This is a genomic window from Paenibacillus sp. BT-177 (assembly GCF_025846815.2).
In the GTDB taxonomy this organism is placed as follows: domain Bacteria; phylum Bacillota; class Bacilli; order Paenibacillales; family Paenibacillaceae; genus Paenibacillus; species Paenibacillus polymyxa_C.
In genome coordinates, this window is record NZ_JAOYTP010000002.1 from 327,848 (window position 1) to 347,382 (window position 19,535).

Annotated in this window: 20 protein-coding genes, 6 tRNA genes and 1 riboswitch; of the genes, 7 read left to right on the forward strand and 19 right to left on the reverse strand. The window is 45.3% G+C overall.

Annotated elements, in window-relative coordinates; all coding sequences use genetic code 11:
* The first annotated feature begins 339 nt into the window (after positions 1-339).
* Complete coding sequence (locus tag OIU26_RS07695) at positions 340-1,659, forward strand: Nramp family divalent metal transporter (protein WP_013369945.1); 1,320 nt, start codon at positions 340-342, stop codon at positions 1,657-1,659.
* 102 nt (positions 1,660-1,761) lie between these two features.
* On the opposite strand, the gene OIU26_RS07700 is transcribed toward OIU26_RS07695, so the two are convergent.
* From OIU26_RS07700 to OIU26_RS07725, 6 genes are all read right to left on the reverse strand, one after another.
* Positions 1,762-2,646, reverse strand: coding sequence for a GNAT family N-acetyltransferase (locus tag OIU26_RS07700; RefSeq protein WP_264216440.1), 885 nt, complete (start codon positions 2,644-2,646; stop codon positions 1,762-1,764).
* A 158-nt stretch (positions 2,647-2,804) separates the two neighbouring features.
* Positions 2,805-3,533, reverse strand: a complete 729-nt coding sequence (gene kdpC / locus OIU26_RS07705) for a potassium-transporting ATPase subunit KdpC (RefSeq protein WP_264216441.1) — start codon at positions 3,531-3,533, stop codon at positions 2,805-2,807.
* Positions 3,534-3,552: 19 nt separating this feature from the next.
* Positions 3,553-5,583 carry a potassium-transporting ATPase subunit KdpB gene (kdpB, locus tag OIU26_RS07710; RefSeq protein WP_264216442.1) on the reverse strand — a complete coding sequence of 677 codons (2,031 nt, stop codon included), beginning with the start codon at positions 5,581-5,583 and terminating at the stop codon, positions 3,553-3,555.
* A 53-nt stretch (positions 5,584-5,636) separates the two neighbouring features.
* Entirely contained in the window at positions 5,637-7,313 is a 1,677-nt protein-coding gene (kdpA, locus tag OIU26_RS07715; protein ID WP_264216443.1) for a potassium-transporting ATPase subunit KdpA, read from the reverse strand.
* Between the two features lie 145 nt (positions 7,314-7,458).
* Positions 7,459-7,536, reverse strand: coding sequence for a K(+)-transporting ATPase subunit F (gene kdpF, locus OIU26_RS07720; protein ID WP_080561203.1), 78 nt, complete (start codon positions 7,534-7,536; stop codon positions 7,459-7,461).
* A gap of 184 nt (positions 7,537-7,720) precedes the next feature.
* A complete protein-coding gene (locus OIU26_RS07725; protein WP_016820703.1) occupies positions 7,721-8,116 on the reverse strand; it encodes a hypothetical protein in 396 nt (131 codons plus the stop codon).
* A 113-nt stretch (positions 8,117-8,229) separates the two neighbouring features.
* Positions 8,230-8,403: riboswitch (cyclic di-AMP (ydaO/yuaA leader) on the reverse strand.
* A gap of 464 nt (positions 8,404-8,867) precedes the next feature.
* Between OIU26_RS07725 and OIU26_RS07730 the strand changes: the two genes are divergently transcribed.
* A complete protein-coding gene (locus OIU26_RS07730; RefSeq protein ID WP_081317828.1) occupies positions 8,868-9,353 on the forward strand; it encodes a glutathione peroxidase in 486 nt (161 codons plus the stop codon).
* Positions 9,354-9,500: 147 nt separating this feature from the next.
* Here the strand turns inward: OIU26_RS07730 and OIU26_RS07735 are convergent.
* A tRNA-Leu gene (locus OIU26_RS07735) sits at positions 9,501-9,583 on the reverse strand.
* Positions 9,584-9,846: 263 nt separating this feature from the next.
* Between OIU26_RS07735 and OIU26_RS07740 the strand changes: the two genes are divergently transcribed.
* Both OIU26_RS07740 and OIU26_RS07745 read left to right on the forward strand, forming a co-directional pair.
* Positions 9,847-10,584: an urease accessory protein UreF gene (locus OIU26_RS07740; protein WP_013369936.1), complete on the forward strand. Its 738-nt coding sequence runs from the start codon at positions 9,847-9,849 to the stop codon at positions 10,582-10,584.
* 291 nt (positions 10,585-10,875) lie between these two features.
* On the forward strand, positions 10,876-11,097 hold the full coding sequence (locus OIU26_RS07745) for a Rha family transcriptional regulator (protein WP_013369935.1): 222 nt from the start codon (positions 10,876-10,878) through the stop codon (positions 11,095-11,097).
* Positions 11,098-11,215: 118 nt separating this feature from the next.
* Here OIU26_RS07745 and OIU26_RS07750 read toward each other — a convergent pair whose 3' ends face one another.
* From OIU26_RS07750 to OIU26_RS07775, 6 genes are all read right to left on the reverse strand, one after another.
* The gene (locus tag OIU26_RS07750; RefSeq protein ID WP_013369934.1) at positions 11,216-11,599 is read right to left on the reverse strand and encodes a helix-turn-helix domain-containing protein; all 384 of its coding nucleotides are present in this window, start codon (positions 11,597-11,599) and stop codon (positions 11,216-11,218) included.
* 88 nt (positions 11,600-11,687) lie between these two features.
* Positions 11,688-12,062, reverse strand: a complete 375-nt coding sequence (locus tag OIU26_RS07755) for a helix-turn-helix domain-containing protein (RefSeq protein ID WP_013369933.1) — start codon at positions 12,060-12,062, stop codon at positions 11,688-11,690.
* Positions 12,063-12,253: 191 nt separating this feature from the next.
* A complete protein-coding gene (locus OIU26_RS07760; protein WP_014599548.1) occupies positions 12,254-12,709 on the reverse strand; it encodes a MarR family winged helix-turn-helix transcriptional regulator in 456 nt (151 codons plus the stop codon).
* Positions 12,710-12,874: 165 nt separating this feature from the next.
* Positions 12,875-12,957, reverse strand: a tRNA-Leu gene (locus tag OIU26_RS07765).
* Between the two features lie 15 nt (positions 12,958-12,972).
* Positions 12,973-13,048, reverse strand: a tRNA-Lys gene (locus OIU26_RS07770).
* Positions 13,049-13,133: 85 nt separating this feature from the next.
* Positions 13,134-13,205, reverse strand: a tRNA-Glu gene (locus tag OIU26_RS07775).
* Positions 13,206-13,451: 246 nt separating this feature from the next.
* Here OIU26_RS07775 and OIU26_RS07780 point away from each other — a divergent pair.
* On the forward strand, positions 13,452-14,213 hold the full coding sequence (locus OIU26_RS07780) for a DeoR/GlpR family DNA-binding transcription regulator (RefSeq protein ID WP_165080550.1): 762 nt from the start codon (positions 13,452-13,454) through the stop codon (positions 14,211-14,213).
* Positions 14,214-14,286: 73 nt separating this feature from the next.
* Positions 14,287-15,162, forward strand: coding sequence for a Cof-type HAD-IIB family hydrolase (locus OIU26_RS07785; protein WP_264216444.1), 876 nt, complete (start codon positions 14,287-14,289; stop codon positions 15,160-15,162).
* Between the two features lie 106 nt (positions 15,163-15,268).
* Here OIU26_RS07785 and OIU26_RS07790 read toward each other — a convergent pair.
* From OIU26_RS07790 to OIU26_RS07800, 3 genes are all read right to left on the reverse strand, one after another.
* Positions 15,269-15,357: transfer RNA gene (locus OIU26_RS07790), tRNA-Ser, on the reverse strand.
* A gap of 1 nt (position 15,358) precedes the next feature.
* Positions 15,359-15,434: transfer RNA gene (locus OIU26_RS07795), tRNA-Asn, on the reverse strand.
* Positions 15,435-15,478: 44 nt separating this feature from the next.
* Positions 15,479-15,991, reverse strand: coding sequence for a SprT family protein (locus tag OIU26_RS07800; RefSeq protein ID WP_264216445.1), 513 nt, complete (start codon positions 15,989-15,991; stop codon positions 15,479-15,481).
* 143 nt (positions 15,992-16,134) lie between these two features.
* On the opposite strand from OIU26_RS07800, the gene cmpA reads away from it, so the two are divergent.
* The gene (cmpA, locus tag OIU26_RS07805; RefSeq protein WP_013369928.1) at positions 16,135-16,269 is read left to right on the forward strand and encodes a cortex morphogenetic protein CmpA; all 135 of its coding nucleotides are present in this window, start codon (positions 16,135-16,137) and stop codon (positions 16,267-16,269) included.
* Positions 16,270-16,373: 104 nt separating this feature from the next.
* On the opposite strand, the gene OIU26_RS07810 is transcribed toward cmpA, so the two are convergent.
* The 3 genes from OIU26_RS07810 to OIU26_RS07820 form a co-directional block, all read right to left on the reverse strand.
* A complete protein-coding gene (locus OIU26_RS07810; RefSeq protein WP_264216446.1) occupies positions 16,374-18,596 on the reverse strand; it encodes a Tex family protein in 2,223 nt (740 codons plus the stop codon).
* A gap of 178 nt (positions 18,597-18,774) precedes the next feature.
* Entirely contained in the window at positions 18,775-19,125 is a 351-nt protein-coding gene (locus tag OIU26_RS07815) for a type II toxin-antitoxin system PemK/MazF family toxin (RefSeq protein WP_007429335.1), read from the reverse strand.
* Positions 19,126-19,131: 6 nt separating this feature from the next.
* Positions 19,132-19,413 (reverse strand): CopG family ribbon-helix-helix protein, encoded by a 282-nt coding sequence (locus OIU26_RS07820; RefSeq protein WP_007429334.1) that lies wholly within the window; start codon positions 19,411-19,413, stop codon positions 19,132-19,134.
* Between the last annotated feature and the right edge of the window lie 122 nt (positions 19,414-19,535).

Below are 19,535 nucleotides of genomic sequence, written 5' to 3' on the forward strand. Positions count from 1 at the left end.
AAAAGGGATGATAACTCGTTTATTTACCGTATTATTTACCGTTTAGTTCCACCTCCTTTGTGTTTACACTATATGTTATAAGCCCCTAACCCCTAACTTGATGGGCCGCCTACATTTAAAAATCCAAAACGACCAAGCTGCCCCTTGAGAGCAATATGGCTTGGTTTTTTCCATTGTTTAGTTTTAATTAAGATGGCCAATTGTTTCAAAAATACGATGATTTTGCTTGACCACACAAAAGTTGCACTAGACAAAAACTATTGTGGGTGTACAATAGGGATAACGCAATCGCTATGTCACTAATAATATATTTCAATATGAACAAAGAAGGTGAAGCGTATGAAAAATTCAAAGGGCAACTTCGCGGAAATCGCTTCACTATCAGAAGTGAATCGTTCTTTGAGCATCCCGAAGGATGGGACCTGGTTTCGGAAGTTTCTTGCCTTTGCTGGACCAGGCTATATGGTTGCTGTCGGCTATATGGACCCTGGCAACTGGGCTACAGACATCGCTGGCGGATCAAAATTTGGCTACACACTACTTAGTGTCATTCTAATCTCCAACCTGATGGCCATTCTGCTGCAAGCCTTATCTGGCAAGCTCGGTATTGCTACAGGTAAAGATTTGGCTCAAATGTGCCGGGATGCTTACAGTCGCCCTGTCGCGATCGGCTTATGGCTTTTATGTGAAATTGCCATTGCAGCCATGGATTTGGCCGAGGTCATCGGTTCAGCCATTGCTCTGAAGCTACTGTTCGGTCTCCCGTTACTATACGGAGTCATCATTACCGCTTTTGATGTTATGCTCATTTTGCTGCTGCAAAATAAAGGTTTCCGAGCATTGGAAACCCTCGTTATTGTATTAATGGCCACGATTGCCGGCTGTTTTGGCATTAATCTCATTTTGGCACAACCAGAATGGGGCGGCGTATTGGGTGGCTTTGTACCGGACTCACAAATATTGACGAATCCAAGCATGCTGTATATTGCCATCGGTATTATGGGAGCTACCGTAATGCCACATAACCTGTATCTGCATTCTTCTATTGTACAAACCCGCAAATATGAGCAGACATCAGCAGGTAAACGGGAAGCTATTACATTTGCAACTTGGGATTCCAGTATAGCGCTCATGTTCGCTCTATTCATTAATGCAGCCATCTTGATCGTAGCAGCTGCCGTATTCCATACAGCAGGAAGAACAGATGTAGCAGAGATTAGTGATGCCTATTATCTGCTTTCGCCATTGCTGGGAACCACACTTGCGAGCATACTGTTTGGAGTAGCGTTACTTGCCTCAGGTCAAAACTCGACCGTGACAGGTACGTTAGCCGGACAAATCGTGATGGAGGGCTTCTTGAATCTTCGTCTCTCACCTTGGTTGCGTCGTCTGGTGACCCGTCTTATCGCGATCATTCCAGCGGTCATCGTCACTGCGATTGCAGGTGAAAAAGGTGCGGAAGAGTTGCTTGTGCTGAGTCAGGTTATTTTATCCATCCAGCTTCCTTTTGCCATCATTCCATTACTGCTCTTTACCAGTGACAAAAAGATTATGGGTGAATTTGCGAATAAAATGTGGCAAAAAGTACTAACCTGGATCGTGACCGCTATCATCATTATCTTGAATGTAGTGCTTATTATTCAGACAATTACAGGTTGATTGGTAGCTAAATCATAAAAAGGTATCTCGTTTGCCCATGCGGCAGCGAGATACCTTTTTTTACTCACTCTTTTTTCTGGTCCTCTATAAGTAAGTGCTAGTTTAATCGTTAAAATGGTGTATTGCACTCACATAATAATGAGACTCAGCAGAAATCTCAAACCCTATTGACCTGTAGAGATTCAAGGCGCGTTTATTTTGAGTAACCACTCCTAGTCGAATCTGAGTGTACTGCTTGGCAAGTAAGATGTTAACCACACGAGCAAGAATTTCCCGGCCATACCCTCTGCCTTGGTATAATGGATGAACACAGAAATCATGAATAACTGCTGTATCCGTATGAACATGATTGACTCTGATCATTCCAACCGGTGTCAGAACATCTAGAGCGAGGTAGGTAACACGTTCTGGTTCTCTCGTATGTTTAAAATAGTTCCTTGTCCAAGACTCTGAATCCCCAAAAGCTTGTGACGAACATTTAACCATAAAATCAAAATCTTGAGCTTCCTCCAGACGCAAAACTAAGCCGATGTGATGTAACATATCAGAGCGGCACTGAACTAAATGCATAGTAAATTCAGACGTATTAAAGTTCGCCCCCAAGTGCTTCACACAATCAATTCCAGGTTTTGAATTGGACGGGATTCTGATACGACATGTTTTGATGTCTTGTGTTTTCATCTCTGCTGCAGCTTTGTTCATTAAGGAGCGGAACACACCCTGACGCCTATAATCCGGATGAACCATAGCGTTAATATTAGCTACGATTTCATCTGATGTATACCAACTGAGATAGCCAATGAGCTGGTTGCCCATTTGACAAAGAAATGCTTTATCCCCGCCGTTTTCTCTAAGGCTTTCTATGCCCACTCTCAAACTTGAACCATCGAAATCCTTGCATAGTTGTTCCAACATTCGTATCCGAGAAAGCTGATGATTTGAAAAATCATTCATTTTTAAAATTTTATACTCTTGCATATTATTCATTGCCCTCATCAAGAAGAAAACACGCAGTTTATGGACGATTAGGCGCTGTCCTTCTATAGTCTGTCCGCTTATTCATCGTTACCATTCGGACCGCCTCCTTGAGCATATGTGAGTATAAGTTTAACTTAATCATCAGACAAATCAATAATATTATATTCTCAACGCTTGCCAGCCTTCGTCTGCACTTGAGCTTCAAGCGCGAGATTCAGCTTGAGCACGTTCACACGCGGCTCGCCGAATACCCCTGCGCTGCGGCCTTCGGTCTGCTCCTGCACCAGCGCCTTCAGCTGGTCCTGACCAATCCCCGTCAAGCCGCTAATACGCGGAATTTGAGCCTGTGCCGCCTGTGGCGAGATGTGCGGGTCTAGACCGGAGCCGGAGTTCGTAATCAGGTCCAATGGAACCTGACTGACGGGTACATCCGGATTATGCTTCTGCCAATCCGCAATAGAATCCTTGATCCGCTGCACCAATGCCGGGTTCGAGGGTGCGTAATTACTTGAGCCTGAACCAGCCCCATTGTAATCGATACTTGATACCCGACCTTGGAAAAGCGCCGGATTGGTAAAGGACTGCCCAATCAGCTCAGAGCCGATTACCCGCCCCTCCGTGTCACGAAGCATACTGCCGTTTGCTTGCTGCGGAAACAGGACTTGCGCCACTCCTGTACTAACTAGCGGATATGCCAATCCGCACAATAGGATCATTAGCACAGAAGTTCGCAAAGCCACTCCAATAACCGCGCTTCCTCGCATCTCTTGTCTCTCCGGTTGATTTTCCGGCACTGCCTCCGTCCCTGTACGCTTGTTATGACCTTGTCCGCCAGATCCGGCTTTCTCATGTGCAGCAAACCTGCGTCCAGACAACATCCGATAAAAACCACTCATGTCGCTCACCCTTTCTGCGCTAAATCCACAAATGTACCAGCAAATCAATGGCCTTAATGCCGACAAACGGTACCACCATACCGCCCAGGCCATAAATCAGTAAATTCCGTCCCAACAAACGATCCGAGCTCATTGGCTTATACTTCACGCCCTTCATTGCCAGCGGAATCAGAAGTGGAATAATGACTGCATTAAAAATAAGCGCCGATAAAATAGCCGAGAGCGGGGAGCCCAGTCCCATGACATTCAGTGCACTCATTTGTGGAATAGCCAGCATGAACATCGCCGGAATGATAGCAAAATATTTAGCAACATCGTTCGCAATACTGAACGTTGTTAATGCCCCGCGTGTCATAAGCAGTTGCTTTCCGATGGCGACCACCTCAATAATTTTGGACGGATCAGAATCCAGGTCCACCATATTAGCAGCTTCCTTGGCCGCGACCGTACCGCTATTCATGGCAAGACCGACATCTGCCTGGGCCAGCGCAGGCGCATCATTGGTACCATCTCCAGTCATGGCAACCAGCTTGCCCTGCTCCTGCTCACGGCGGATAACCGCAATTTTGTCCTCCGGCTTGCTTTCTGCTACAAAATCGTCCACACCTGCTTCACGTGCAATGGTAGCAGCGGTCAGCGGATTATCACCGGTACACATAATCGTGCGGATGCCCATTTCCCGAAGCTGATCGAAGCGTTCCTTCATGCCCGGCTTCACCGTATCCTTCAAATAAATAATGCCGTATATCCGATCATCCAGCGCCACCGCTAACGGTGTACCTCCTTCTGCGGCTACCTGATTTGCTTTTTCCTCCAGATCGGCCGGAACACTGCCTTTTTGCGATACAATCCACTGCCGGACAGAGTCCACGGCGCCTTTGCGTACTCTTCGTCCATCGGCGAGATCCAGACCACTCATCCGGGTTTCTGCCTTGAACTCGATAAAGGTCCCACCTGCTGCCAAGGATTCATCCAGCGTGTACTCCTGCTTGCGCATCAATTCCAGCACCGAGCGCCCCTCGGGTGTCTCATCCTTTAGTGAACACATCGCCGCCCATTTCGCTAACTCTGCCTTTTCTACACCATCTACCACCACGAATTCACTCGCCATCCGGTTTCCGAAGGTGATGGTACCCGTTTTATCAAGAATCATCGTATTGATGTCCCCGGATGCTTCTACCGCCTTGCCTGACATGGCCAGCACGTTAAACTGGGTAACCCGGTCCATACCGGCAATCCCAATAGCCGACAAAAGCCCGCCAATCGTGGTCGGAATCAGACAGACTAGCAACGAAATCAGCACGGGAACAGGCAAATCAATCTTAAAATGACGGGCTATCGGAGCTAGCGTCACCACCACAATTAGAAAAATAATCGTCAAGCTAATCAGCAATGTATTCAGCGCAATTTCATTTGGCGTTTTTTGCCGCTGTGCACCTTCCACGAGCGAAATCATTTTATCAATAAACGTCTCACCCGGCTCAGTTGTAATCCGCACCTTAATGCGGTCACTGACCACCCGCGTCCCGCCAGTTACCGAGCAAAAATCACCGCCCGATTCCTTAATGACTGGAGCTGATTCTCCCGTAATCGCAGATTCATCCACCGAAGCCAGGCCTTCAATGACCTCACCATCACTTGGAATCATTTCGCCCTGAGAGACGATTACCACGTCACCTTTACGCAATGCTGTCGAGCTGACTACTTGAATCTCATTTCCGACAAGCTTATTAGCTTGCGAGTCCTGCTTGGATTTTTTCAAGGAAGCAGCTTGTGCCTTCCCCCGTCCCTCCGCGAGCGCTTCGGCAAAGTTAGCAAAAAGCAGCGTGAACAACAGAATAATAAATACAGCCAAGTTAAAGCCCATTTCCTTGCCGGCTCCAAAATAACCGGGAAGCAGTAGCATGAGCAGTACGACCAATGTACCGATCTCCACGACGAACATGACAGGATTTTTCATCATGATCATTGGATTTAATTTGATAAAGCTATCCTTGACCGCCTGCTTCAAGATGCTTCTATCCAGCATGCGTTTGCGTTCTTCCTTCATGATCAAGCACCCCGTTCATCCATTCTCATTTTCTTCTTCATGCTCATTTTTCATTACATGGTCAAAAATTCAGCTACAGGACCCAATACGATCACTGGTAAAAAGGTTAACGCACCAATCAACAGAACAACCCCGATGAGGATGGCTCCAAACAGCTTGTTATCCGTGCGCAGTGTACCCGTCGTCACCGGGGTCGGTGCTTTGGCATTCAATGAAGCCGCTACAGCCAGCAATGCAATCATGGATACATATCGTCCAAAAAACATAACTGCTCCGGTCGTAACGTTCCAAAACACGTTGTTATCTGCAAGACCTTCAAATCCTGAACCGTTATTTGCCGCAGATGATGCATATTCATAAAGCACCTGAGTCAACCCGTGGTATCCGGGATTAGAGACTGCATCGTATCCCCAATGGCTCATAAACGCAAGCGCAGTTGGAGCGAGAATGAGAAACGGATGTACCAAAATGGCAATCGCAATCAGCTTCATTTCCTTGCCTTCAATTTTCCTGCCCATAAATTCCGGGGTTCTTCCAACCATCAGTCCACATATAAACACCCCCAGAATCGCATACATCAGCATATTCATCAGCCCGACGCCCTTGCCGCCAAAAATGACGTTTAGCATCATTTCTCCCAAAGCAGCCATACCACCTAACGGGGTCAGTGTATCATGCATATTATTGACCGAACCTGTCGTTGCCGCTGTTGTAACCGCAGTGAATAGTGCCGATTGTCCAATGCCGAAACGAACCTCTTTCCCTTCCATGCTTCCCTGAGATGCATCCATACCCAGTGCCTGGATTAACGGATTACCTGTCTTCTCCGACACATACGTTATGGATAGAAAAATAAGGAACAAGACCATCATCGAGCTAAAAATAATCCAGCCCTGCTTGCGATTACGGGCAAACAATCCAAAAGTATACGGCAGCGAAGCCGGCATTACCCACATTGCTAAAATTTCCAGTACGTTCGTCCAAGGACTTGGATTCTCAAAAGGATGAGCAGAATTAGCTCCCGCAAAACCGCCCCCGTTCGTGCCCAAATGCTTGATGGATTCCAATGAGGCAATGGGTCCCATAGCAATCTGCTGCTGTGTACCGCTTAAAGTCGTAATATCCGCCGTGGACTGTAGCGTCTGTGGTACTTTTAGTCCCACCAGCACCAGCGTAAGTACAAAGGCAAGCGGCAGAAAAATCCGTATGTTGGCTTTAATAAAATCTTGAAAAAAATTACCCAGTCCTTCACCGCGCCGCGTCAATCCCCTCATAAAAGCCGCAGCAACCGAAAACCCCGAAGCAGCCGAAGTAAACATCATCATCGTGACGAACGCCATCTGTGTCAGATACGTAAGCCCGCTTTCTCCGCTATAATGTTGGAGATTCGTATTGGTCATAAAGCTGATTACCGTATTAAAGGCCAATGAAGCTTCCATATTACTGTTTCCAACCGGATTGCCTGGGAGTATAGCCTGCAAGCGCAATAGCAGGTAGCTGATCCCCACAAGCACCACATTGGTTGCAATGAAACTCATAGCATACGTGGTCCAACGCATGCTGTCCTGTTTCTTCAAGCCTACAACCTTATAAATCAGCTTTTCCGTTCCACCAAAAATCCGATCCGTCCGATTCGGTTCATTCGAGAATACGTGATACATATAGGTGCCCACCGGCTTTACCAAGAGCAGCAATATGACGATCACAATTCCAATTTGCAGTAGCTCCATCCTCTATTCCTCCTTATAATGCTCCTGCATTTGGAACAACAGACCTGATTCAGAACATCCATTGAGTGCACACGTTTGCGAAAATCTACACTTCTGATGCTTCATTCTTGATCTGCTGTTCCCGCCTGCTCGATCCTATAGTTGACTAGAACTTTTCAGGATTCAGGAGTGCGTAGATTAAATACACGAACACAATAGCCGTGAGTCCTAGCACAACAATCATCCTCTTCGGCCTCCTTTTGAGGTCTGCGCATCACACCAGCGTACAAACAGCAGTATCACTCCATAACTCACAGCCATTATGAGCAGCATGTATAAATCCATCATGTTCATACCCTCCGTATCGCTCTTCAGATCGTCATTTCCGATTCCATCATAAAATCATAAACCAGCTATGTTATAAGTGCTTATCCGTTCAGCAGGAAACCCACCTCTCCGTTCAATGTGTAGATCACATGGTCCGCTCCCAATCCCCGATAAATTCCTTGTGGATTACAGCCGTGCGTAATAACATAGATCAATTCTGATGTTAGTGGCCGACATATTTGCAGGAAACGGCAAGTCAGATTCAAGCTGTTTTCGAACAAATACACACTACCAATTTCTTTTTTAGGAAAATTCCATTTTCCCGCTTGCATCGTATTGATGCGCACAATGTGCTCCACACCCATTTTTTTGAGCTGTCGTTCCTCCTGAGTGCTATTTGTGAGAACTGCAAACGCCAATTTTTTAAACATAAGCAATTTCACAAAACTTCTGCCCGCTTCATTCGGTGCAGTGACAATAATTAACCGACCTTCCATCAGTAGCTCCTCTCCCGGTATAAAAAGACAACAAAAAGAAGCCGAAGGAAAAAGGCTTCCTCCGGCTTCATACATTCCATGATAAAATAAACCATGGTTGCACACGGCGGTTTGTTGCCTCTCCCTGTACGCTTACGAGGTTAGCTGTCGGATTCGGACGTGAGAGTCGCCCTATTTACGGCACTTGGCCGGAAAATTCACCCCATGAGACACACACGGCTTGCAAAACCGTACATACTCGTTGGTTCCCCCGCTTTTGCAACTGCAAAATTCAGCGCTTTAGACAATTCGTTGTTGCTTCATTGGTGTTAATTTGAAATTACGTCTTGAATCATACACCCGTGCAAGGAAGACTGTAAAGCTCAACGGCGGGGCTATAAATCACCCTTTAGAGCATAGGAGATTAAGAATAACGCTTACAAGGCATCTATGCTTCTCGTATCTCTTTAAAACTCTGTATTTCACCCCTTTTTGAAAATGAAAGGCATGTCAATATTGGCGTAGGGTATGGCTTAGTTACTCCTTATTTGCAAAAAGGAAAGAAAATACGCTATATGTGCCAGATAATTACCGATTGAACCCGTTTTTATGAGAAGAAACACCTCAATTAGCTCCATTTGAAGTGCGATTTACCGTTTTGAACAAAAGGCGATTTTACAATGGTCCAATGCCCGTATACTCTTCCGGACTTGCAACCCCTTGTTGAGTTGCTTACAATTTAATTGCAGAATATTGAATGAGGAGGGATATCTTGACCGTATATAAATATGATGCACAGACCCTACAAGGGGTACAAATTCCGTTATCCACATACGAAGGGAAAGTTCTACTTATCGTGAATACTGCCAGCAAATGTGGGTTAACCCCCCAGTACAAGGCGCTACAAGAGCTATATGACCAGTATCATGAACAGGGGCTCGAAATTTTGGGATTTCCCAGCAACCAGTTCGCCAAACAAGAGCCGGGCTCCAGCGAGGAGATCTCCGAGTTTTGCCAAATCAATTACGGTGTGACCTTCCCCATGTTCGCCAAGACAGATGTCAACGGTGATCAGGCACATCCTTTATTTCACTACCTGACCCACACTGCTCCGGGAGTATTAGGCTCCAAAGCGATCAAATGGAATTTTACTAAATTCTTAATTACACGAGAAGGTAACGTATTTAAGCGTTATGCGCCGCAAACCACTCCAGATAAGCTTATAGGAGATATTGAGAAGCTTTTGCGGAAAAACTGACATCTTTCTTCATTACAGTTAACGAGCGGTCCGCTGTCCATATGACCGCTTCTGTAACAGAATGATATAACGAAAAATATTTAACGAAAAAAGCACCCCTTCACGTAAAACGTGTCAGGATGCTTTTCAACTGGGTATTACACATAATGCGGTCGAGAGGACTCGAACCTCCACGGGCATACGCCCACTACCCCCTCAAGATAGCGTGTCTGCCATTCCACCACGACCGCATGTCATAATGTATTGAGGCAACAGATTTATTATACTCTCTCAGCAACAATTTGTAAACAATAATATTATAATTATTTTTAGTGTAACTTTATATAACATATATAAGCAATAAAATTATTTAATTTGACATGAAAGAGCTCAAAGTGTAAATATATATTACATAAATAATTGAAATATTATTATATAAATAAGATTAGAGTCAAATAAACTGACACAAATATTCACCTCAAGGAGGCGAACCATCCTGCATAAAGGTAACCGATTGCTAAACTACGCATTGTTGTTGGACCCTTCCCTACCCATTGGTGGTTTTACCCGTTTCTACGGACTGGATGAACGTTTCCGTAACGGAAACTTGAACAGTCTACAGGATCTGAAACATTTTATGCGAGACGATTGGTATCCTCAAATTACAACCCTTGACGGCATGGCCATCAAAAGTCTGTATGCAGCCATCCAGCAGAATGACGGTTGGCGGATCGCCCTTATTGATAAAATGCTGTACACCCAACATCCTTCCTCGCAGTATGTGAAAAAATCGCGACTTTCTGGCCAGCGTCTGCTCAAGCTCACCAAGGCTCTTTATCCTTGGCTTGCATTTGACCAACTGGAAGACACACTCACTCAATACAATGCAATTGGCACACTCGCTACTGTCCACACTTGGATTAACTTCCTTCTCGGAACCGATATAGAACAGACCATTCACGGCTATTTTGCCACAGCGGTATCCTTCTGTATCGAAGATGCCTTCAGACTGCTCAATCCTCCTTACGAGGAAAAGAATCCTCTTATCGATCACATGACCAGCGAGTTGCTCACCACCTGGAAGAAATTTAACGAACCTACGCCAAGCTTATTTCAGCCTCACCTTTTCCATAGCCATCAGACCAGTTCCTACATCACTCAGCCACCCTATATGAGCCATAGTAGCCAATTGAATGCATCCAGGCCCTTTTCCTCCTCCATCCTATTCAAACGCCTTCCAGCCTCCCTCTGATGCGTCGTTTTACCAGTCTAGCAGTCACAATAAAAATACTCTGCCCTTTTCTCAAGCGGCAGAGTATTTTTAATTCATGTATCCAAATTCATACCACTCACAGACTATAGTCGGATTATTTTCACTTTTTGCACTTAATTAAGTAATTATTTTAATAAAATAACGCATTTAAGATTGTATAAACACGTATAAAAGTGTATCATAGTTTTAGATGGTTAATTCTAACATGTTTACTGATGATTATTATATCACACCAATTATTCTGCAAGAATCCGTAAGGGGCGATTTATCTTGAACAACAAAATGCCTGTCACCTCCTTCGGGTGGGCCATCAAACAAAGGCTTGTCGAGCTTCGACTGGATCAGAAAACATTTTGCGAGACACACAATATCCCGCCTTCACGCTTGTCCAATCTGATTCACGGCACCCGTAAAGCACAAAGGTACAGAAAACAAGTTGCTGCAATTCTGAATATCGACGATAACGATTATAAGGAGGCGACACCACACTAAACCCAACAAGCATTTTAGCATCCGACGCGCCGCCATATTATCAGGAAACCAAATAAACCCGTAAACCGAACCCCTTAGTCCGTTTTACGGGTTATCCACCCAGGCGTTTAGCCATAGATTATTCAAGTTTCGCTTTGTCCTTCTCCCTTTTTTGCTTACGGTATTTCGCAAATTCAACATATTCTAAAATAAAGTTCTGTTCTTCTGTCTCAAGATCTTCAGCCTGGCAATTCAATGGCCCCATCACCCCAAAAAAATAAGCAGCCTTCTGCTCCTGAAGCACGCCTTCCCCCGGCTTAATTCCTTTCATCAACCAGTCGAGCGATACATTAAAAAAGTCCGAAATCTGAATCAAATGGGCGGTACCTGGCGTTGTTTTTCCTCTTCTCCAATCACCGAGATTCCCTGAGCTGATTTTAAGCTTTTCACAAAATGCCTTCTTGGTCATTCCCCGATCCTTAATTAAAGCTTCAATCCGCTGATAAATAGTTTGATCTCCCAAAACGTTTCCCCTCCGACACTGTAGCTTTTTTCTAATTATTTTTCAATTGTACACATTAGAACATCCTTATCAAACCTCACAGCAAACATTAATCAGTAGTTGAATTATGCTGGTTTTTCTCTTTACGAAAACGGGTAAATTCAATATACTCAAGTATAAAATCTCTTTCCGCCTCACTTAGCGATTCCCCCTGGCAATTCAGTTGCCCTGAAGCTCCAAAAAAATAAGGGTCCTGCGACTCCTTTAGTACTTTACTCTGCACATCTCGACCCAGCATAATCCAATCCAGACTAGCATTAAAAAACGAAGCGATTTCAATGAGTTTATTCGTGCCCGGTGTCGTTTTTCCTCTTTTCCAATCTCCAAAGTTTCCTGTACTAATGCCCAACTGCTGGCAAAACGCCTTTTTCGTCATACCTCGTTCCTTAATGAGCTCCTCAATGCGTTGGTAAATAGATTGCATAGAAGTTCCTTCCTTCCCTAGCAGGCTCTCCAAATAACGATATCATGTACCCTGTTCCCATTTCAAAGATCACGTATGCTAAAATTACCGAATTATGTATGTTGGTTTTCATTATACCACAATATGCAACAAAAACCGCCTGTTTTCCGAAGAAAGGGCGGTCTTTAAGTCAGTTCGCTTACGCCAATCAATCACGTAGCAGAGTTGTCGATTTTAAGTAAAATCTGCTTCAATTCGTTCAACGTTTCACTCAAGTGCAATAATTCTTCTTCCGGCAGATACACCAGTCTCTCTTGAATTTTATTAGAGAAGGTATGAAATACCTGTTCACAAAAAGCGTCGCCTTCTTCTGTAATGGCTACGTTCACGACTCTACGATCCGAGTCACACGATTGGCGGTCAGCCAACCCATGCTCCACCAGCTTATCCAGAAGAGGAGTCATATTCGGGCGTGAGACATTAAGTTGTTTGGACAAATCGGATACTGTAGACGAACGCACTTCACGCAGAAGCATGAGCACCTGAAAGTTATTAGGCGACAAATGCAATGGAAAATCAAGCGGACCGTAGGTGAAAAATTTCTTCTTCACAATCGGAAACAAGCCCAAAATATTTTCTGATATATTCCCTAACAGTTGAGTGTCCATATTTTTCACCGTCACTTCATAAGTTTATATATTTATTATTCTATAACATTATGGCGTCATATTATACTATGGAATCATTATTTCATCATAATCATTGTTTAATTGCATCAATGCACAAATAAAAAAAGCCTCTAACGCGAGAGACTTTTCCGTTTATTCCATTGATGCGGTCGAGAGGACTCGAACCTCCACGAGCGTACGCTCACTACCCCCTCAAGATAGCGTGTCTGCCATTCCACCACGACCGCATAACAAAATATATATGGTGAGCCATGAAGGACTCGAACCTTCGACACCCTGATTAAAAGTCAGGTGCTCTACCAACTGAGCTAATGGCTCATGCTTTCATCCAAGCTGTCCGCCATTAGACCAGACCTCAGGAATTCCCCTTAAGCATGCAACATGTAGTCTATAAAGACAACAATGACCCGTAGGGGATTCGAACCCCTGTTACCTCCGTGAAAGGGAGGTGTCTTAACCCCTTGACCAACGGGCCTTATTAATGTACACCAACTTGGCGACAAGAAAGAGTATATCAAATAGAATAGTAAATGGCAATACTTATTTTTAAAAATTTTAAAAAAGCTATTTTATATATTTATAAAATGCATGTTCACTTACATTAACTTATCTATAATCATTTAACCCCTGAAAAATCATGATAAATGATTGCAATATCACTTACATTTACTTATAATCACTTACGAGATACCGAAATGATTATATATCAGAGGAGCTTTCTATGTATCAGGAAGAACGAATGTTAAAAATCGTTGATTACTTACAGCTTCACAAGCGTATTTCGGTGGATGATATTTGTGAAATTTTTAATGTTTCACGGGATACGGCCCGTCGAGACCTGGTAAAACTTGAAGAGCATCAAAAAATTATTCGCACCCGCGGCGGCGCCCTACTCCCTAAACTGCATCACGATCCAATTGGAAATTATAACGAAAGACTGCTTACTGTATCTGAGGAGAAACAAGTGATCGGACAATTGGCTGCCAACATGGTACGGGACAGGGATCGTATTATATTAGATTCCTCGACCACCGTACAGGCGTGTGCAGAAAGGCTGAATGTGCAGGAATGTTCGGTTATCACCAATTCAATTAATCAGGCTGACGTACTATCTGGAAAAGACGGTGTCTCCATTCATCTGTTGGGAGGCCGCCTGCAAAAAGAACACCGATATGTATACGGCTCGTCCGTAATCGCCACTTTGTCTCACTATTTTGTAGACAAAGCTTTTATCGGGATTGGTGGTATATCAGCTCACGGACTAAGCCTGATTCATGAAGAAGACGGTATGCTGAAGCATCAGATGATGAAACAGGCGGATCAGGTGATCATCCTTGCGGACCATTCGAAATTCGGAATCAATTTCCCGTATCGTTTTGCTGATTTGTCTGAGGTTAATATCGTGATCACCGATCGCTTGCCAGAATCAGCGATGCTGGAAATTTTGCAACACCATGATATCGAAGTTGTTGTCCCCTCATAAATTTGAAGCCAATCGCTCTAACTAGACGCAATATGTAATAACAGAGATATCAGAAGACAGGAGCTGGAGAGAAATGAAACTGTTTGCGATTGATATGGATGGAACGCTATTGAACGAGGAAGGAAAAATAAGCAAAGCCAACGCAGAGGCAATCCGCAAGGCACAGCAGCAAGGTGTTCAAGTGACAATTGCCACTGGCAGAGCCGCTTATGATGCCTGGACAAAGCTAGAGGAAGCAGAGCTGGTTACTCCTGTCATTGGAGCAAACGGCGCCACTGTACACGATGCGCTTCGTCGCCAGTTAACCTCTACTCCTATGGGCCGGAGCGAAACATTTGAAGTGCTGAGCTGGCTCGAGGGTAACGACTTCTACTATGAGGTCATGACAGACCGGGCCATTTATTCTCCACAAAAGGGACATCAGCTACTTGCTGTTGAAATGGACCGCTTGCTGAGCGCCAACCCAGATATTTCACTGGATACTTTATTACATGCAGCTGAAAAGCAATATGAACAGACCGGGCATACCCGCATCGCTTCATATGAGCAGATTCCACTGGATGTAGAGATATATAATGTGCTCTGTTTCTCCTTTGATCAAGCCAAATTGGAATGGGGGCGTGAACGTTACCGAGATTTTCAAGGTCTGAACATGGTCATTTCCTCAGATCGTAACTTTGAAGTCGAGCATAAGGATGCGTCTAAAGGTAATGCATTGCGCTATCTCGCGAATCATCTGAGCATCCCCATGCAGGAAGCGGTAGCGATCGGAGACAGCTATAACGATATTTCCATGCTGACGATGGCTGGGAGAGGTATCGCCATGGGCAATGCAAAAGACGATATAAAGGCAGTCTGCTCCGACGTTACCCTGACCAATGTGGAAGATGGCGTTGCTCATGCTCTGTTGAACTTACTCAAAACCGTCAAGGCTGGCACTGTGAAATAGAAGGGATTGGCTGCTACGTTACTTAAAAAGCAGATCTAAACGAAAAGGACGCTCGCAAGCATCATTACCATGCATACGAGCGTCCTTATTCTACTTAAAATACCAACGGAGAGAGAGGGATTCGAACCCTCGCACCGCTTACGCAGTCTAACCCCTTAGCAGAGGGTCCCCTTATAGCCACTTGGGTATCTCTCCATGGCTCCCCGAACAGGACTCGAACCTGTGACAACTCGATTAACAGTCGAGTGCTCTACCAACTGAGCTATCAGGGAACATTACTGTAAATTATCATACAGTATGGTTAATTTACCATGAATCAGGGGGTTACGTCAAGTGTCAACAAGCGAAGTTTACCTCCACATTTTCCACAGCGATATCGCTGTGGGTTCATTTTACGCTTGCGCATATACTCGTGTTGACAGGAAATGCACACCAGCTTGTAACGATAAGGCTGAGGTTTTCTTCCCGCTCTTCCCGGCAGAGTCTGACAATGCCTGCTCCCTCCTACACGGGCCAGCCATGCTTTGAAATCAGCATCACGATGCTGATAGCCCATTCCGCGCAGATGTAGATGATAATGGCACAGCTCATGCTTTATAATTTTTTCCACCTCAGAACGTCCGTAAGCGGCAAGTTGATGTGGATTAATTTCAATATGATGACTTTTCATAAAATATCGACCGCCTGTAGAAGACAGGCGCGAGTTAAAGGTGGCTTGATGCTGAAACGGCACGCCAAAGCTCTCCAGCGAGATGCGCTCTACCCATTCTTGAAGTTCTTTATTACTCATGGAAGGGTTCATTGAATTGCTCAGAGACTCGGACTCCATCTTTATGGTTTCCCTCCTTTGCTCCATACTGACAAGCATATTATAAAATAACAGCCGAAGTCTAACCCTGGTTCATTAAGCACACTTTAGGTATCCACCCCATATGCTAAACATACAGATGTAACGCAGAGGAGGAGATCGGCTTGCCTCAATGGCTTAGTAACCAGCTCATGCGGGCCTTTTACAAAAAGGACCGACGCCAAATTAGACTGTTGAATGATTGTTGGTTTTTTTATCATAAAGCACCTGGTATAGAATTTGATGCCAACAACGGATAGAATCAGAAACATCCAGAAATGGAAAACCGGAGTCTCCGATATGATTCGGAGATTCCGGCTTTTTTTATACCCTCACAAAATGTCATATAGCTTTATTTATAGCACTATGCCTGTGACTGCACATCTGCGGGAGGTTTCATGGTCAGACCTACCCTGCCTTTTTTCAAATCAACATTCAACACCCACACCGTTACGTTATCACCAACAGATACAACATCCATTGGATGCTTAACAAAACCACTGCGCAGCTGTGAAATATGAACCAACCCATCACTTTTAATACCGATATCAACAAATGCACCGAAATCAATGACATTGCGTACCGTTCCCTGAAGTTCCATGCCCGGTGCCAGATCCTCGATCTTCAACACATCCTTGCGGAATACAGGCAATGGAAGCTCATCGCGCGGGTCACGCCCTGGCCGTTGAAGGCTGTCCAAAATATCCCGCAATGTTGGCACACCCACTTCCAGCTTCGCTGCCAACTGCTCAATATTAGACACATTCAGCGCTTCTGTCGCAGCTTTCGAACCCAGATCATGGGCACTGATGCCCAGTTCCGCCAGCAGGCGGTCTACGACAGCATACGATTCAGGGTGGATCGGCGTGCGATCCAGTGGATTTTCGCCACCTGGTATACGGATAAAACCAATGGATTGCTCGTAGGTTTTTGCACCAAGACGCGGCACCTTCTGCAACTGACGACGGTTGCTGAATTTACCGTTTTCCTCACGGTACTTAACGATGTTTTTAGCAATGGTCGCGTTGATCCCTGCTACGTAGGACAGCAGCGCCGAGGAAGCTGTGTTCACATCCACACCAACGTGGTTAACAGCCGATTCTACAACGTCCTTCAAACTTTCATCCAGATGTTTCTGCGACACATCATGCTGGTATTGGCCTACACCAATGGCCTTCGGCTCAATTTTGACCAGCTCAGCCAGCGGGTCCTGCACACGACGCGCGATGGACGCCGCACTGCGCTCAGCTACGTCCAAATCAGGGAATTCTTCCTGTGCCAGCTTGGAAGCAGAGTATACGCTCGCACCTGCCTCATTGACGATCAGATACGCGAGGCTGCTGTCACCAATATCCGCGATAACTTCGGCTACGAATTGCTCTGTCTCACGTGATGCAGTTCCGTTACCAATGACAATCAACTCGATATCGTATTTGGTAATCAGCTGCTTGAACGTTTCTGCAGCCTCACGTTTCTTGTTGTTTGGCGGTGTCGGATACGTCACAGCCACTTCCAGCAGCTTGCCTGTGTCATCGACAACAGCCAGCTTACAGCCTGTCCGATAGGCTGGATCGACTCCAAGCACACGACGCCCCTTGATCGGAGCTTGGAGCAACAGGCTGCGCAAATTGCCTGCAAAGATAGAGATGGCCTGCTGCTCGCCCTTCTCCGTCATTTCAGCGCGCACTTCACGTTCGATAGATGGCGCGATAAGCCTTTTATACGCATCCTCAATGACACTGCGTAGCAGGTTCTCTACAACAGACGATCCTTTAATCACTTGACCTGCTACATAATTGTAAATGGAATCTGGCGCTACCTCCAAACCAACCTTAAGAATGCCTTCCCGCTCCCCGCGATTAATCGCCAGAATACGGTGAGGTGGCATTTTCTTAGCCAGCTCACGATAGCTGTAGTAATTTTCATACACAGACTCTTGCTCGGTGTCCTTTGCTTCAGAGGTCAACATTCCATGATCCAGTGTATATCGGCGCACCCATTGGCGAATAGCCGCATCATCAGCTATATTTTCGGCCAAAATATCCATGGCTCCTTGGATGGCAGACTCAGGGGTTTCGACTCCCAGCTCAGCATTCACATAGGATTCAGCTTCTTTCAAAGCATCACCCTGCTTCGGCTGACCCCAAATCCAGATGGACAGCGGCTCCAACCCCCGTTCCTTTGCCACACTGGCGCGAGTCTTGCGCTTTTGCCGATATGGACGGTACAGATCCTCCACTTCCTGAAGCTTAACCGCAGAAGTGATAGCAGCCTGCAGCTCTTCAGTCAGCTTGCCCTGTTCATCAATAATGCGGATGACCTCTACCTTACGATCCTCCAGATTACGTAAATACAGCACACGATCTTCAATTTCACGCAGCTGATTTTCATCCAGCTCTCCTGTCATTTCCTTACGATAACGCGCGATAAAAGGAATGGTATTTCCTTCATCCAATAAACTGATTGTTGTCCGGATTTGCTTGAGTGCCAGCGACAGCTCTCTCGCCACTTGTTTGACAATCCGTTCTTGGCGTTCTGCTTCGTTCGGCTCCTGCCCAATTTCCGTCTTCATTTCCTCGTTAGACAAACCTATCCCTTCTTCCTCACAGCTCTTGTCATACATCATGTCTTTTATTATCACAAAAAATGATTCAAAGCGCCAGCAGGTGACGTAAAAGCAAGCCCTACCTGTACTTTTCTTCGGACATGCAAAAGGACAGCGCTAGAGCGCTGTCCTTTCCCGTTTCACTCGTCGTTCCATCATACTAAAAATCAATCAAACCGAGACTGATCTGTAGCGAGTCGCTCACTTTGCGCATGGTTTCTTCATCCAAATGGGTGATTTTGTCGGTAAGCCTTTGCTTGTCGATTGTCCGGATTTGCTCCAGAAGAACAACAGAATCACGATCAAAGCCATGCGTCGCCGCGTCGATTTCCACGTGTGTAGGCAGCTTTGCCTTCTGAATCTGTGCAGTGATGGCTGCTACGATCACGGTAGGGCTAAACCGGTTGCCGATATCATTTTGAATGATCAGCACAGGTCTGACGCCACCTTGCTCGGAACCGACTACGGGTGAAAGGTCTGCAAAAAAAACGTCGCCGCGCTTTACGATCAATATGGATTACACCCCGCTAACTGTACGGCCCAAGGTGCTGTTTGCATCTTCCTCCGCGTGAAAGGCTTCGGATGCCATGGTCAGGTTAATTTTAGCCATTTCCATGTATCCACGCTGCATAGCTTCACGAATGTAACGTTTTTTACGTTCACCTACATAAAGCTTCATTGCCTGCCTGATAAATTCACTGCGGTTGGAATTTTCCATAGCTACGATCCCGTCCACTTCCTGCAAGAGATGATCTGGCAAACTGATCATTATTCTTTTGGTGTTCTGCAAATTGGCCAACTTCTCTTCCACCCCCAAAACCTTGTCGCCATTGTACCATTATAACGTTATTCCCGGTAATTTATTCAAACGGAATATAAGAGAATGTATATGATATTCGTATATCATCTATGCTGCATTCC